This window comes from Streptomyces sp. NPDC050619, from assembly GCF_040654815.1.
In the GTDB taxonomy this organism is placed as follows: domain Bacteria; phylum Actinomycetota; class Actinomycetes; order Streptomycetales; family Streptomycetaceae; genus Streptomyces.
In genome coordinates this window covers 146,928-161,501 of sequence record NZ_JBFAIR010000024.1, presented here as the reverse complement: position 1 = coordinate 161,501, position 14,574 = coordinate 146,928, and the positions used below count along the sequence as shown (strand labels likewise).

Annotated in this window: 12 protein-coding genes; 10 read left to right on the top strand and 2 right to left on the bottom strand. The window is 71.1% G+C overall.

Going from position 1 to position 14,574, the window contains the following annotated elements; translation table 11 throughout:
- Positions 1-156: 156 nt before the first annotated feature.
- The 3 genes from AB0I77_RS33795 (at position 157) to AB0I77_RS33785 (ending at position 3,678) form a co-directional block, all read left to right on the top strand.
- Complete coding sequence (locus AB0I77_RS33795) at positions 157-1,188, top strand: NlpC/P60 family protein (RefSeq protein ID WP_363286561.1); 1,032 nt, start codon at positions 157-159, stop codon at positions 1,186-1,188.
- Between the two features lie 232 nt (positions 1,189-1,420).
- Positions 1,421-2,452 carry an NlpC/P60 family protein gene (locus tag AB0I77_RS33790; RefSeq protein WP_363286560.1) on the top strand — a complete coding sequence of 344 codons (1,032 nt, stop codon included), beginning with the start codon at positions 1,421-1,423 and terminating at the stop codon, positions 2,450-2,452.
- 32 nt (positions 2,453-2,484) lie between these two features.
- Positions 2,485-3,678, top strand: coding sequence for a hypothetical protein (locus AB0I77_RS33785; RefSeq protein ID WP_363286559.1), 1,194 nt, complete (start codon positions 2,485-2,487; stop codon positions 3,676-3,678).
- Positions 3,679-3,712: 34 nt separating this feature from the next.
- Here the strand turns inward: AB0I77_RS33785 and AB0I77_RS33780 are convergent, their stop codons facing one another.
- Positions 3,713-4,948 (bottom strand): glycosyltransferase family 87 protein, encoded by a 1,236-nt coding sequence (locus AB0I77_RS33780; RefSeq protein WP_363286558.1) that lies wholly within the window; start codon positions 4,946-4,948, stop codon positions 3,713-3,715.
- Positions 4,949-5,070: 122 nt separating this feature from the next.
- Here AB0I77_RS33780 and AB0I77_RS33775 point away from each other — a divergent pair, with 122 nt between their 5' ends.
- Together AB0I77_RS33775 and AB0I77_RS33770 are read left to right on the top strand one after the other, a co-directional pair.
- Positions 5,071-6,213 (top strand): glycosyltransferase family 4 protein, encoded by a 1,143-nt coding sequence (locus tag AB0I77_RS33775; RefSeq protein WP_363286557.1) that lies wholly within the window; start codon positions 5,071-5,073, stop codon positions 6,211-6,213.
- Positions 6,214-6,354: 141 nt separating this feature from the next.
- On the top strand, positions 6,355-7,941 hold the full coding sequence (locus AB0I77_RS33770; RefSeq protein ID WP_363286585.1) for a GMC oxidoreductase: 1,587 nt from the start codon (positions 6,355-6,357) through the stop codon (positions 7,939-7,941).
- A 19-nt stretch (positions 7,942-7,960) separates the two neighbouring features.
- On the opposite strand, the gene AB0I77_RS33765 is transcribed toward AB0I77_RS33770, so the two are convergent.
- On the bottom strand, positions 7,961-9,757 hold the full coding sequence (locus AB0I77_RS33765; protein ID WP_363286556.1) for an AMP-dependent synthetase/ligase: 1,797 nt from the start codon (positions 9,755-9,757) through the stop codon (positions 7,961-7,963).
- Between the two features lie 294 nt (positions 9,758-10,051).
- Between AB0I77_RS33765 and AB0I77_RS33760 the strand changes: the two genes are divergently transcribed.
- The 5 genes from AB0I77_RS33760 to AB0I77_RS33740 all read left to right on the top strand — a co-directional run bounded on the left by AB0I77_RS33760 (position 10,052) and on the right by AB0I77_RS33740 (position 14,486).
- Complete coding sequence (locus tag AB0I77_RS33760; RefSeq protein ID WP_363286584.1) at positions 10,052-10,807, top strand: metallophosphoesterase; 756 nt, start codon at positions 10,052-10,054, stop codon at positions 10,805-10,807.
- Between the two features lie 136 nt (positions 10,808-10,943).
- Entirely contained in the window at positions 10,944-11,387 is a 444-nt protein-coding gene (locus AB0I77_RS33755; RefSeq protein ID WP_363286554.1) for an SRPBCC family protein, read from the top strand.
- A 256-nt stretch (positions 11,388-11,643) separates the two neighbouring features.
- Positions 11,644-12,849: an ArsA-related P-loop ATPase gene (locus AB0I77_RS33750; RefSeq protein ID WP_363286553.1), complete on the top strand. Its 1,206-nt coding sequence runs from the start codon at positions 11,644-11,646 to the stop codon at positions 12,847-12,849.
- A gap of 57 nt (positions 12,850-12,906) precedes the next feature.
- Positions 12,907-13,404 (top strand): DUF5304 domain-containing protein, encoded by a 498-nt coding sequence (locus AB0I77_RS33745; RefSeq protein WP_363286552.1) that lies wholly within the window; start codon positions 12,907-12,909, stop codon positions 13,402-13,404.
- A gap of 128 nt (positions 13,405-13,532) precedes the next feature.
- On the top strand, positions 13,533-14,486 hold the full coding sequence (locus AB0I77_RS33740) for an ROK family glucokinase (protein WP_363286551.1): 954 nt from the start codon (positions 13,533-13,535) through the stop codon (positions 14,484-14,486).
- Positions 14,487-14,574: the final 88 nt, after the last annotated feature.

Genomic DNA, 14,574 nt, shown 5'->3' with positions numbered 1-14,574 from the left:
GTCAAACAAGCATTACTGCACGTGAGTTGAGCGTAAAGAATGCGGTGTGTGACAAACATTTTCTCCGCAGGGATTTGAAGTGATCACAAGAAGGTCACTAAGGTCAGACCTCGAACCTCTGAGCGGGTGATCACTTAGAAGAAGGAGTTCGCCTCCGTGGCGTCCCATCGTCGACTCAAGCAGCCCAGCCGCACACGTGTGACCGTGCTGACCACCGCAGCCGCCGCCGCGGTCGCCTTCAGCTCGCAGGCCGCCAACGCCGCGCCGAGCGCGAAGCCGAGCAAGGACGAGGTCAACGCCAAGGTCGACAAGCTCTACGAAGAGGCGGAGCAGGCCACCGAGAAGCTCAACGGGGCCACGGAGAAGCAGGAGAACCTCCAGAAGGAGATCTCCACCATCCAGGACAACGTCGCGCGGGGCCAGCAAGAGCTCAACACGATGCGCGACAGCATCGGTCTGGCGGCCGCCGCGCAGTACCGCACCGGCTCCATCGACTCCTCGCTCCAGCTCTTCCTCTCCTCGAACCCGGACGACTACCTGGACAAGGCGTCCACCATGGACCAGCTGAGTGCTCAGCAGGTCGAGGCGCTGAAGAAGATCCAGGAGAAGCAGCGCGAGCTCGCTCAGGACCGCTCCGAGGCCTCCGAGAAGCTCAAGGACCTCGCGAGCACCCGCACCGAGCTGAGCAAGAAGAAGAAGGAAGTCCAGACCAAGCTCGCCGACGCGCAGAAGCTCCTCAACACCCTGACCGCGCAGGAGAAGGCCGCGCTCGCCGCCGAGCAGGCACGCTCCAGCCGCGAAAGCGAGCGTGACGTCCTCGGCTCCGGCAGCGCCGCCTCCGGCCGCGCGGGCGCGGCCTACTCGTGGGCACAGAGCCAGCTCGGCAAGCCGTACGTCTACGGCGCCACCGGCCTCAGCTCCTACGACTGCTCCGGCCTCACCTCCCGGGCGTACCAGGCGGCCGGCGTCTCCATACCGCGCACCTCGCAGGAGCAGGCGAACATCGGCACCAGGATCTACTCGGTCGGCAAGCTCAAGGTCGGCGACCTGGTCTTCTTCTACGGCGACCTGCACCATGTCGCCCTCTACGCGGGCAACAACATGGTGCTGCACGCCCCGCGCACCGGCACGGTCGTCCGCTACGAGTCGATCAACAACATGCCGTTCCAGTTCGGCGTCCGGGTCTGATCGCCCGCCAACGGGCCCGATCGCCTTCCCGGTTCACTTTCAAGATCGGGACGCCACACCGCCCGAACGGGCGAATCACACCAACCTGAACTGACCCCGCGCCCCGCCCATGACCTGCGTCAGAGGCGGGGTGTCACGTTATGTGCCCGCCGAGGTCGTTGGTGGGTCCCCTTCCGCCGGGCTACTGTCTGCCGCGTTTCCTTGTCCGCCAGCGGAAGGAGTGCGGCTTCCCGTGGGGTCTCATCGTCGCCTTGCACCGTCCGGGTTCGGCCGGGGCGCCAGTGCCGGGCGCGTCACCGTCGGAGTTCTGTCGGCCGTCGCCGTGGCCCTCGGGGTCGTACCGGCCACCTCGGCTCTCGCCGCACCGCAGGACGACACCCGGGCCGAGGTGGACCGTCTCTACGAGGAGGCCGAGAAGGCGACCGAGGCCTACAACAAGGCCGACGAGCGCGCCGATTCGCTCCGCGAGGAGGTGAGCGGCGCGCAGGACCGGATCGCCCGGCAGCAGGAGCACATCAACTCCATGCGGGACTCGCTCGGTTCACTCGCCGGCGCCCAGTACCGCGCCGGCGGCCTCGATCCCTCCCTCGCGCTGCTGTTCTCCGACGACCCGGACGACTACCTCGACAAGGCCGCCGTCCTCGACCGGATCAGCGTCCATCAGGCCGGGGAGCTCAAGGACCTCCAGGAGGCCATGCGCGAACTCACCCAGGACCGCGCCGAGGCGGCCCGCAAGCTCGGCGAGCTGGACAAGAGCCGCAAGGCCGTCGCCTCGCACAAGCGGACCGTCGAGAAGAAGCTCGCCAAGGCCCGCCAACTGCTCAACTCCCTGCCGTCCGCCGACCGGGCCGCCTACGACCGGGCCTCCCGTTCGGGCCGCGCGGAGCTGCCCGACCTCGGGGGCGCCGTCCCCTCCTCGGCGCGTGCCGCGGCCGCCGTCGCCGCCGCCCGGGCCGCGCTCGGCAAGCCGTACGTCTGGGGCGCCAACGGCCCCTCGGGCTTCGACTGTTCGGGCCTGATGCAGTGGTCGTACGCGCAGGCCGGGGTCGCCCTGCCGCGCACCTCGCAGGCCCAGCGCTTCGCCGGCCGGCAGGTCCCGCTCTCCCAGGCCCAGCCCGGTGACCTGGTCACCTACCGGTCCGACGCCAGCCATGTCGCGATGTACATGGGCAACGGGCAGGTGATCCACGCGCCCTATCCCGGCGCGCCCGTGCGCTACGACCCGGTGGGCATGATCCCGGGTGCGACGGTCACCAGGGTCTGACCGCACGCCCGCGTCCCCCGTACGATCGGCACGTGGCTGATCGAGGGCGGGCGTCGGGACGCGCAGTCGTGGCGCTGTGTCTGCTGCTGCTCTTCGCCCTGGTGGGCTGCGACCAGAAGCCCGCCACCGACACCGCGAAGTCGGAGGTCCAGCGGGTCCTCGACCTGCGGGCGACGGCGATCCTCGACCGCAACGAGCCGGGCTTCGTGCGCACGGGCGCGCTGAGCTGGTTCGGGAACCTCGCCGCGGTGCCGCTCGCCGACTGGTCCTACCGCCTGACCGACCTGGACCGCACCGGTGACACGGCCACCGCCGAGGCCGTACTGAGCTACCGCGTCCGGGGCTACGACACGGCCCCCGTCACCGTCGGGCGCACCCTGAACCTGAGCCTGGACGCGGGCGGGCAGTGGTACGTGGACACCGAGCGGCCCGCGCAGCAGGCCGCCGAGCAGCTGTGGGACCAGGGCGAGGTGATGGCCGTACGCGGTGCGCACGGCCTCGTCCTCGGCGTCGGGCAGAGCGCCGCGGCGCTGCGCTCCTACGCGGATCTGGCGGACCGCGCCGTGCCGGCCGTGTCGGAGGCGTGGGGCACGGACTGGTCCCGGCGCGTCGTCGTCCTCGTACCGAAGTCGCTGGAGGGGATGGCGGGGCTGCTCGGCTCGCCCGCCTCCTCGTACCGCGGGATCGCGGCCGTCACCACCGGCGAGACGGGCGCACCGGCGCTGGCGCCCGCGGACCGGATCATCGTCAATCCCGACGCGTACGGCGTCCTCGGTGCCTTCGGCAAGCAGGTCGTGCTCACCCACGAGACCACCCATGTCGCCACCCGCGCCGACACGACCCCCGCGACGCCCCTGTGGCTGTCCGAGGGGTACGCGGACTGGGTCGGCTACCGCGGCACCGGGCGGACGCCGTCCCAGGCCGCGCCGGAGCTGTCGCAGGCCGCGACCGAGGGCAAGCTGCCGGCCGCCCTGCCGTCCGACCCGGACTTCGGCTTCGGCAGCGACGCGTCCGGGCTGGCCCGGGCCTACGAGAGCGGCTGGATGGCGTGCCGGATGATCGCCGACCGCTGGGGCGAGGTGCGGCTCGGCGAGTTCTACCAGGCCGTGGGCGCGCACGAGGAGCGGGCCGGGGCGGTCGAGGACGCCATGGCGAAGGTGCTCGGGACGACTCCGGGCGAGTTCACCGAGCAGTGGCGGGAGTATCTGCGGGCTCAACTGGGCTGAACCCGCGGCGTGCCGGAAGAGGTCGTCCGCCGCGTCAGGAGGAGGCCGACGCCTCCTTGGCGCGGGTGGCCTGACCGGGGACCCGGGGCACGGTCGGCTCCGGGACCGTCGCGCGCCACAGCACGCGGGCCGCGGTGACGGTGGCCAGCACCAGCAGGCCGTTGCGCGCGAGCAGGAGGGTGATGCCGAGCTGGTCGCTGGCGACGACGTGGCCGAACCAGATCGGGAACTCCAGGACCGTCACGAAGCTCGCCGCGAGGACCAGGCCGACCGGCGGTCCCATCCGGCTCGCGCGAAAGCACAGGCAGACCGCCGCCAGGGCGACCAGCCACACCATGTACTGCGGGCTGATCACCCGGCTGGTGGTGGTGAACATCAGCACCGCCACGAAGGCCGCGTCGGCCATCGTGTGCGCCTCGAACCGCTTGGCCAGCAGCCGCCACAGCAGCAGCCAGCCGAAGGCCATGCCGGTGAGGGCCAGCGCCACCGTGCTCACCACGTGCACCCACGGGCCGAGGAACTCGACCGAGCCGTAGTTCAGCAGCACTTCGCCGTGCCAGCCGTAGTGCCGGGCCACGTGGAACACCAGGGAGCCCAGCGACTCCACCTCGGTGCCCCGGTCGCGCTGGAAGGTCAGGAAGGCGAAGGAGCCGGGCATGGCGACGGCGAACAGCCCGGCCACCGCGAGGACGGTCACCGCCGCCGAGGCCCAGACGCGGCGCCCCCGGGCACCCAGGAGCAGCAGCGCGGGCCACACCTTCAGCAGCGCCCCGAAGCCCGCCAGCGCGCCCATCAGCCGGGGGCGCTTGGCGCCCGCGAGCAGGGCTGCGACGGCGACCGCGGCGACCATCACGTCGTAGCGCGCGTACACGGTCGGGCCGAGCAGCGGGACGCCCGCCACCCACACCCACGCGCCGTGCAGCCGCCTGCCCGGGCGATGGCCCGCGTACAGCAGGAGGGCGAACGCGGCCAGGTCGGCGAGGAAGGCGAGGACGAAGAAGGCCGACGCGTAGCCGAGGAAGGGCAGCAGACCGGGGGAGAGGATCGCCAGGGCGGCGGCGGGCGGGTACTGCCAGGTGACGTCGTGGACCGGGAAGGTGCCGGTGCGCAGCACCTCGTACCAGCCCTGGTAGATGGCGGAGACGTCGCTGGTCACGTCCGGGCCCGGGAAGATGTACACCTTGAAGACGAAGAGCAACAGCAGCAGCCTGGTCACACCCCAGGTCAGCAGCGGCCACGCCAGTGACCGCCCAGAGCCCGTCGTCTCCACGTGAACCCCTGCCCGTTCGATTTCTGTCTTGAGGGGAACATGATGTCCTGCCCTGCTGTGAGCGTGCCACATACGCGGCCGTGCCCCCGGTGCGAGCAGCCCGTTCGGTAGGGTCGGCGGCGATGCACAAGACCTTGATCGTCACGAACGACTTCCCGCCCCGCCCCGGCGGCATCCAGGCGTTCCTGCACAACATGGCGCTCCGGCTCGACCCCGACCGGCTCGTCGTGTACGCCTCCACCTGGAAGCGCGGCCGCGAGGGCACCGAGGCCACCGCCGCCTTCGACGCCGAGCAGCCCTTCACCGTCGTACGGGACTCCACGACGATGCTGCTGCCGACGCCCGGGGCGACCCGGCGGGCCGTCGGGCTGCTGCGCGAGCACGGGTGTACGTCGGTGTGGTTCGGGGCGGCGGCGCCGCTCGGGCTGATGGCGCCGGCGCTGCGGAAGGCGGGCGCCGAGCGGATCGTGGCCACGACCCACGGGCACGAGGCCGGGTGGGCGCAACTGCCCGCCGCGCGGCAGCTGCTGCGCCGGATCGGGGAGTCCACGGACACCCTCACCTACCTCGGCGAGTACACGCGCTCGCGGATCGCCGGCGCGCTGACCCCGGCCGCGGCCTCCCGGATGGCGCAACTGCCGCCGGGCGTCGACGAGAAGACCTTCCATCCCGGCTCGGGGGGCGATGCCGTCCGGGCGCGGCTCGGGCTGAGCGAGCGGCCGGTGATCGTGTGCGTGTCCCGGCTCGTGCCGCGCAAGGGGCAGGACACGCTGATCCTGGCCATGCCCCGGATCCTGTCCGCCGAGCCGGAGGCCGTGCTGCTGATCGTCGGCGGCGGGCCCTACGAGAAGGACCTGCGCAAGCTGGCGCACGAGACCGGCGTCGCCGGCTCCGTACGCTTCACCGGCCCGGTGCCCTGGGCCGAGCTGCCCGCCCACTACGGCGCCGGTGACGTGTTCGCGATGCCGTGCCGGACCCGGCGGGGCGGACTCGATGTCGAGGGGCTCGGGATCGTGTACCTGGAGGCCTCCGCGACCGGGCTGCCGGTCGTGGCCGGCGACTCGGGCGGGGCCCCGGACGCGGTGCTGGACGGCGAGACCGGCTGGGTCGTGCGCGGCGGCTCCCCCGAGGAGGCCGCCGACCGGATCGTCGTACTCCTCGGGGACGCCGAACTGCGCCGCCGCATGGGGGAGCGCGGGCGGGAGTGGGTCGAGGAGAAGTGGCGCTGGGACCTGCTGGCGGAGAAGCTGAGGACGCTGCTGTAGGGCCTGTCCGGCGCAGTTGCCGCGAGAGTTGCGGCGCGAGCTCTAGCCGGACGGAAATAATCCGCCGATGCTGCCCACATGACAGCAAAACTGATGCAACGTCAGATGCAGAGCAAGCTGACGAGACGTCAAATCCTGGGCATGGCCGCCCTCCAGACGGCCGCCGCGGCCGGCTTCACCCGTATCGGCCTCCAGTCCGCGTCGGCCGTCGAACCGGCCGCCGTCGAATCCGCCCCCGCCATCGTCATCGGTTCCGGCTACGGCGGTGCCGTCGCCGCCCTCCGCCTGGGCCAGGCCGGCATCCGCACCCTCGTGATCGAGATGGGCCGGCTCTGGAACACTCCCGGCTCCGACGGCAAGATCTTCTGCTCCACCAGCGCCCCGGACCAGCGGTCCATGTGGTTCCGCACCCGCACCGAGGCACCGCTGGCCACCTTCCTGTGGCTGGACGTCGTCAACCGGGACATCGGCGCCTACCCCGGCGTACTGGACCGCGTGCGCTTCGACGCCATGTCCGTGTACGTCGGCCGGGGTGTCGGCGGTGGCTCGCTGGTCAACGGCGGGATGGCGGTGACGCCTTTGAAGGCGTACTTCGCCGAGCAGTTCCCCACCGTCGACTCCGACGAGATGTACGGCACCTACTTCCCGCGCGCCCGCTCCATGCTCGGCGTCAACACCGTCGACCCGGCCTGGTTCGAGTCGACGGAGTGGTACCGCTTCACCCGGATCTCCCGCGCCCACGCCCAGAAGGCCGGGCTGAAGACCACCTTCGTGCCGAACGTCTACGACTTCGGGTACATGCAGCGCGAGGCCGCCGGTACGGCGACGAAGTCGGCGCTCGCGGGCGAGGTCATCTACGGCAACAACCACGGCAAGCGCAGCCTCGACATGACGTACCTCGCCTCGGCGCTCGGCACCGGCAACGTCACCCTCCACACCCTGGAGAAGGCCACGGGGATCAGCAGGGCCGCCGACGGGACGTACGTCCTGACCGTCGACCGCATCGACCTCACCGGCAAGGTCGTCGAGACCAAGCAGTACGGCTGCACCTATCTCTTCCTCGGCGGCGGCAGCCTCGGCACCACCGAACTCCTCGTCCGGGCCCGGGAGACGGGCACGCTCCCGGAGCTGAACGCGAGCGTCGGCGGCGGCTGGGGAACCAACGGCAACGTGATGCTCGGCCGGGCCAACCACCTGTGGGACACGGTCGGGGCCAACCAGGCGACCATGCCCGTCATGGGCATCGACGACTGGGCCAACACCGCGAACCCCGTCTTCGCCGAGATCGCCCCGCTGCCGACGGGGCTCGAGCACTGGGTCAGCCTCTATCTGGCGATCACCAAGAACCCGCAGCGGGCATCGTTCTCGTACGACCGCGCGACGGGCGGGGTACGGCTCGGCTGGACCGCCGCCCAGAGTTCGGTCTCCGTGGGCATGGCCAAGAAGCTGTTCGACCGGATCAACTCGGCGAACTCGACGATCTACCGGTACGACCTGTTCGGGTCGGGCAACAAGGTCTTCGCCGACGACTTCACCTACCACCCGCTGGGCGGCTGCGTGCTGGGCAGGGCGACCGACAACTACGGCCGGGTGAAGGGGTATCCGAGGCTGTACGTCACCGACGGCTCGCTCGTGCCCGGGTCGATCGGGGTGAACCCGTTCGTCACGATCACCGCGCTCGCCGAACGCACGATGGCGCGGGTCCTCGCCGAGGACACCGCGCCATGAGCCGTACCGCCTGGGTCGCCTACTTCTGGTAGATCGCCTCGATGTCGTCCGCGTAGTCCTTCGCCACCGCATGGCGCTTCAGCTTCAGCGACGGCGTCAGGTGGCCCGACTCCTCCGTGAACGGGGAGGACAGAATGCGGAACTTCCGCACCGATTCCGCCTTCGACACCGCGGCGTTGCCGTCGTCGATCGCGGCCTGGATCGCCGCGTTCAGGTCCGCGTCCTGGCGCAGTGACGCCGCGGTGGAGCCTTCCGGCTTGCCGTGCTCGGCGGCCCAGCGGCCCAGGAACTCGTCGTCGATGGTGATCAGCGCGCCCACGAACGGCCGCCCGTCACCCACCACCATGCACTCCCCGACCAGCGCGTGCGCGCGGATACGGTCCTCGATCACGGCCGGGGCGACGTTCTTGCCGCTCGCGGTGACGATGATCTCCTTCTTGCGGCCGGTGATCCTGAGGTAGCCGTCCTCGTCGAGGGTGCCGATGTCGCCGGTGTGGAACCAGCCGTCGGCCAGCGCCTCCTCGGTCGCGCCCGGGTTGTTCCAGTACCCCGTGAACAGGTGCTCGCCGTGCAGCAGCACCTCGCCGTCGTCCGCGATCCTGATGACCGAGCCGGGCAGCGGCTGGCCGACCGTGCCGATCTTCTGGCGGTCCCAGGGGTTGAAGGCGGTGGCGGCACAGGACTCGGTCAGACCGTAGCCCTCCAGGACCGTGAAGCCGATGCCGCGGAAGAAGTGGCCCAGGCGCTCGCCGAGCGGGGCGCCGCCGGAGATGGCGAACTCGCCCTTGCCGCCGAGGACTGCGCGCAGCTTGCTGTAGACGAGCTTGTCGAAGGTCTTGTGCTTGATCTTCAGACCGAGGGACGGTCCCGACGGGGTGTCCAGCGCCTTGCTGTACGCGATCGCGGTGTCCGCGGCCTTGTCGAAGATCTTGCCCTTGCCGTCTGCCTGGGCCTTGGCCCGAGCCGAGTTGTAGACCTTCTCGAAGACGCGCGGCACGCCCAGGATCAGCGACGGCCGGAACGCGGCCAGCTCGTCGGTGAGGTCCTTGATGTCCGGGACGGTGCCCAGCTTGATCGGCGCCATCATCGGAGCGATCTGCACGAGCCGGCCGAAGACGTGCGCGAGCGGCAGGAAGAGCAGGACGGAGCAGTCGCCGGTGCGGAAGAGGGGCCGCATCCGCTCCACGATGTTCCCGCACTCGGCGAAGAAGCTGCGGTGGGTGAGCACACAGCCCTTGGGCCGCCCGGTGGTGCCGCTCGTGTACACGAGGGACGCCGGGTCGTCGGCCTTGGCGAGCGAGCTGCGCTCCTCGACGGCCTCGTCGGAGACGTCCTTGCCGAGGCGCCCCAGCTCCTCGATGGCACCGGCCTCGATCTGCCACACGTGCTTGAGGGCCGGCAGCCGGTCGCGCACCGACTCGACGGACGCCGTGTGGCCGTCGAGCTCGACGACACAGGCGGTGGCGCCCGAGTCGCTGAGGATCCACTGGATCTGCTCCGGCGAACTGGTCTCGTACACCGGCACGGTCACCGCGCCCGCGCTCCAGATCGCGAAGTCGAGCAGCGTCCACTCGTACCGCGTACGCGACATCAGGCCGACCCGGTCGCCGGGCAGCACGCCGGAGGCGATGAGCCCCTTCGCGGCGGCGTGCACCTCGGCCAGGAAGGCGGTGGCCGTCACGTCCTGCCAGGCACCGCCCACTTTGCGGGCGATGACGGCGACGTCCGGATGCTGCGCGGCGTTTCTCCGGACGATGTCGGTGAGATTGCCGTCCGCGGGGACCTCGTACAAAGCCGGAAGGCTGAACTCGCGCAAGACTGCTGCTCCTCATAGGGCGCCGGCGCCACGACGTTGTGTGATCGGTGAAACCTGAGCACGACTGGACTGCCCGGACGTTACCCGCCGGTATGGCTTCTTCGACAGGGGGTTCCGGCGAGTTGTTCGCTGCGTCACACAGATTGGCTTTTCTTCAACGCACAGTAGTCCACGCACTAACTGACTGGCCAGTAACCGCGAGACCGGGTCGCCACTGTTCACGTATGTCGCACACGCTTACGCTTGATCGCCATGGCACCCACACCAGCCGGTAACGGCAGGACGCGCGTTCATGTGGTCAGCGACGTACACGGCAACGTCCGTGACCTGGCCAGAGCCGGCGAGGGCGCGGACGCCCTGATCTGCCTGGGTGACCTGGTCCTCTTCCTCGACTACGCCGACCACTCGCGCGGGATCTTCCCCGACCTCTTCGGCGTCGAGAACGCCGACCGCCTCGTGGAGCTGCGCACCGCCCGCCGCTTCGAGGAGGCACGGGAGCTCGGGTCCCGGCTGTGGGCGGGCATCGGCACGGACCGGCCCGCCGCCATCGAGAAGGCGGTACGCAGGCAGTACGCCGAGCTGTTCGCCGTGTTCCCGACACCGACGTACGCCACCTACGGCAATGTCGACATGCCTCCTTTGTGGCAGGAGTTCGCCGGCCCCGGCACGACCGTGCTCGACGGGGAGCGGGTGGAGATCGGCGGGCGGGTGTTCGGCTTCGTGGGCGGCGGGCTGAAGACCCCGATGCGCACGCCGTACGAGATCAGCGACGAGGAGTACGCGGCGAAGATCGAGGCACTGGGCGAGGTCGACGTGCTGTGCACGCACATCCCGCCGGAGGTGCCCGAGCTGGTCTACGACACGGTCGCGCGCCGCTTCGAGCGCGGCAGCCGGGCCCTGCTGGACGCGATCCGGCGCACGCGCCCCCGCTACGCCCTGTTCGGCCATGTCCACCAGCCGCTGGTGCGGCGGATGCGGATCGGGGCGACCGAGTGCGTGAATGTGGGGCACTTCGCCGGGACCGGGAAACCGTGGGCGCTGGAATGGTGAGCGGCTCGCGGTGACGTGGGCGGACGGGGGTGAAGTCGGCAGGTCGGGCGCGCGGTAGCCTTCACGCTGCACACACGTGCGCAGCCTTGCGCACGGCGACGCTCAGTACCGGCCCGCTTCTGGAGGAGCCACAGCGATGGCGGAACACACCAGTTCGAGCATCACGATCGAGGCGGCACCGGCCGACGTCATGGAGGTGATCGCCGACTTCGCCCGCTACCCGGACTGGACCGGCGAGGTGAAGGAGGCGGAGGTCCTCAAGACGGACGAGCGGGGCCGCGCCGAACAGGTCCGCCTCGTGATGGACGCGGGCGCCATCAAGGACGACCAGACCCTGGCCTACACCTGGACCGGCGGCAACGAGGTCTCCTGGACCCTGGTCAAGTCCCAGATGCTGCGCTCCCTGGACGGCTCCTACCTCCTGAAGCCGGCGGGCGCGGGGGCGACGGAGGTCACCTACCAGCTGACCGTCGACGTCAAGATCCCCATGCTCGGCATGATCAAGCGCAAGGCGGAGAAGGTCATCATCGACCGGGCGCTGGCCGGGTTGAAGAAGAGGGTGGAGTCCAAGGAGGCGTAGGGGACCTAGGGCCTGTCGTTTGGATCACGCCGCAGACGCGGGGTCTGGCACGCGCATCTGCCGCGTTGTCGTCGGTTGCCGACTCCCCCACGCTCGACTTCGCTCGCGCGGGGGGACCCCCATCGCGTCGACGCCCTCCTCCGCCTTGCAGCTGCACGCACCAGACCCCGCTCACCGGCACTGAACAGCGCTGTCGATTTCCTGCGACCTGATCCAAACGACAGGCCCTAGCCGGCCTCGGTTACGGTTCAGCCCCATGCGCACCATCCTGATCACCGGCCCGGGCGGCAGCGGACGTACAACGGTCGCCGCCGCCACCGCACTCGCCGCCGCGAGCGCCGGCGCCCGGGCCCTCGTCCTGAGCGCCGATCGCACCGACACCCTCGGCGCGGCCCTGGGGGTCGCGACGGGCCCTGTCCCCCGACAGGTCGCGCCCCGCCTCACCGCCTGGCGCCCGGACGCGGTCGAACGCTTCCGGGACGACCTCACGGCGTTCCAGGCCCGCGCGTCCTCCGTCCTCGACCTGCTCGGCGCCTCCCGGCTGGACCCCGAGGAGGTCACCCCCCTCCCCGGCGCCGAGGAACTCACCCTGCTGCGCGCCGTGCGGGACGCGGCCCTCGCCGAGGCGCACGACCTGCTCGTCGTGGACCTGCCGCCCGCCCCGCAGGCCCTCGCCCTGCTCGCCCTTCCCGAGGAACTGCGCCGCTATCTGCGCCGGCTGCTCCCGCCCGAGCGGCAGGCGGCCCGCGCCCTGCGCCCCGTCCTCGGCCGGCTCGCCGGCGTGCCCATGCCCGCGGAGTGGCTGTACGAGACCGCGGCCCGCTGGGACACCGAACTCGCCGCCGTGGAGGCGGTCGTCGCCGACCGCAATACCGCCGTACGGCTGGTCGCCGAGCCCTCCCCGGCCGGCGCCGACGCCGTCCGCACCGCCACCCTCGGCCTCGCCCTGCGCGGCCTGCGCCCGGACTTCCTGATCGCGAGCCGGGTGCTCCCCGAGGCCGCGGCGGACAGCTGGCTCACCGGACCCGTCGCCCAGCAGCGCAAGGTCCTGGACGAGTGGCGGGAGTCGTACGACGTCCGGGCGGTCCCCCATCTCGGACACGACCCGCGCGGCCACGACGACCTCGCCGCGCTCGCCGTCCCCGGCGTCAAGGCCGAGCCCTCCACGGTCGAGTGGCCCGTCACCGACTTCCCCCACTCTCGGCTTCGCTCGAGCGGGGGGACCCCCACCGCCGAGGACGGTGTGCTCGTCTGGCACATCCCGCTGCCCGGCGCCGTACGCGATGAGCTGGACCTGATCCGGCGCGGCGACGAACTCGTCGTCAGCGCGGGGCAGCTGCGCCGGATCGTGCAGCTGCCGTCCGCGCTGCGCCGCTGCACCGTCGACGGGGCCGCCCTGCGCGAGGGCGAACTGCGGATCCGGTTCGTGCCGGACCCGGATCTCTGGCCGAGGACACGGTGAACCATTTACGCCCGTTCGGGTAACGTCGTAGGGACGAACCGTAGTCAGGAGTCCGTCATGAGCGAAGAGCTCCCCCAGTCCGAGGCCGGCGGGCGCGACGCCGTCGACGAGGTGCGGGCGACCGACGCCGACGCCTGGGCGACGGCGTGCGCCGAGGACCTCGCGGCGGAGAAGGCCCGCCGCCGCGCCGAGTACGGCCCACCCCCGGGCTCGGCCGCCGAGGAACTGCGCAAGCTCGTCGACACCGTCGCGGACAAGCTGTCCGGCCTCCAGTCCCCGTTGCTCGGGGCCGTCGCCGGACCTGCCGCGGAGCAGGTGATGCGACAGGTCGTGCGCCAGGCCAAGTCCGCCGTCGAGCCCGTCATCGAACGCAACCCGGACATCTTCGACCATCTCGCGGCGGCGGGAAACGAACTGCTGGCGGCCTACCGCTCGGCGGTCCAGGCCCAGGAGCAACGCTGGACGAGCCGGGAGACCGACCCACGCGACGTGGGCGAGGGCCGCGACGACCGCGGTGACGACGCCGGTCCCGGCGAACGCATCGACCTGGACTGATCGCCCCTCGAAACCGGGAAACCCCCATGCCGCCGCCCGGCCCGTCCACCGGGCGGACGAGCCGGGAACCGGCGGCAGAGCTCGGGTACGGTTGGCCGTAGCGGGGCTCGACCGAAACTGAGGGATTCATGGGACTCACCATCGGCGTCGATATCGGCGGCACGAAGATCGCGGCCGGCGTGGTCGATGAGGAAGGCAACATCCTCTCGACCTTCAAGGTGCCGACCCCGGGTACGTCCGAGGGCATCGTGGACGCCATCGCCTCCGCGGTTGAGGGCGCGCGCGCCGGTCACGAGATCGTCGGCGTGGGCATCGGTGCCGCCGGATACGTCAACCGTCAGCGCTCCATGGTCTACTTCGCGCCGAACATCCACTGGCGCCAGGAGCCGCTGAAGGAGAAGGTCGAGGCCCGCGTGGGCCTCCCGGTCGTCGTGGAGAACGACGCCAACGCGGCCGCGTGGGGCGAGTACAAGTTCGGCGGCGGCAAGGGCCACCGCAACGTCATCTGCATCACCCTCGGCACCGGCCTCGGCGGCGGCATCATCATCGGCAACAAGCTGCGCCGCGGCCACTTCGGCGTGGCGGCCGAATTCGGCCACATCCGGGTGGTCCCGGACGGCCTGCTGTGCGGCTGCGGCTCGCAGGGCTGCTGGGAGCAGTACGCCTCGGGCCGCGCCTTGGTCCGCTATGCCAAGCAGCGCGCCAACGCCACCCCCGAGAACGCCGAGGTGCTGCTCGCGCTGGGTGACGGCAGCCCCGAAGGCATCGAGGGCAAGCACATCTCCGTCGCCGCCCGCCAGGGCGACCCGGTCGCCGTCGACTCCTACCGCGAGCTGGCCCGCTGGGCCGGCGCCGGCCTCGCCGACCTGGCCTCCCTCTTCGACCCGTCCGCCTTCATCGTCGGCGGCGGTCTCTCGGACGAGGGCGAGCTGGTCCTCGACCCGATCCGCAAGTCGTACAAGCGCTGGCTGGTCGGCGGCAACTGGCGCCCGGTCGCCGAGGTGATCGCGGCCCAACTGGGCAACAAGGCGGGGCTGGTCGGTGCGGCCGACCTGGCCCGCGAGCCCGACCCGATCATGTGAGGGTCACTTTTCGAGGTACGTCGGTTCTTCGCGCCCCGTCAGGGGCGCGGGGAACTGCGCGAGCAACCACGACGGACCCGCAGCCGAC